Source organism: Vibrio sp. D173a (genome assembly GCF_030248475.1).
Window position 1 is genome coordinate 1 of record NZ_JAHGAH010000534.1, and the last position, 735, is coordinate 735.

General features: G+C 48.2%; 1 pseudogene. It reads left to right on the forward strand.

What is annotated here, in order from left to right:
* Positions 1–735: pseudogene (locus KIV40_RS27325) on the forward strand (FAD-binding domain-containing protein); the annotation flags it as partial.

Below are 735 nucleotides of genomic sequence, written 5' to 3' on the forward strand. Positions count from 1 at the left end.
ATTCAAAAAAGCGTGGCTCAAGTATGTTCAAGCTTCTGGCATTGATTGCGCACCCTATCCGAAGGTTGCTTCAGAAAGTCCGCAACCAGAACTACAAACCTTTTCAAGAGAGTATGATTTTGATTTTCCGAGAGAAGACTCTTCACGCTGGCCATTAGCCGACGATGTATTAGGTCAAGTGAAAAGCTCTACCAATACGCGGACAATAGAGACATCCCATCCATAAAGGGAACCTCTGGCTTATCTCCTTATCTTGCCATTGGCGCAATTAGCCCTCGTTGGTTGGCGATTCAATTGATTCAAGAACACCCAGAACTTCTGGTCGATACCCAGTGCGCTGAGTTCTCTTGGCTCAACGAGCTGATCTGGCGTGATTTCTATAAACATCTGATCTTCCACCATCCGAGATTAGTGAAAGGTGAGAACTTCCAAGAAAAATACAACGGACTCACCTGGCACAACGATCAAGAAGATTTCCAACGCCGGTGTGAAGGGAAAACCGGTTACCCACTGGTTGATGCAGCAATGCGCCAACTACTCGAAACAGGGTGGATGCACAACCGTCTACGAATGGTCGTCGCCAGCTTCTTGACTAAGCACTTGTTGGTTGATTGGCGATGGGGCGAGCGCTTCTTTATGGAGCACCTGATTGATGGTGATTACAGTGCCAACAATGGCGGATGGCACTGGGCTGCAAGCACCGGCTGTGATGCGCAGCCTTACTTTAGGCTTTTC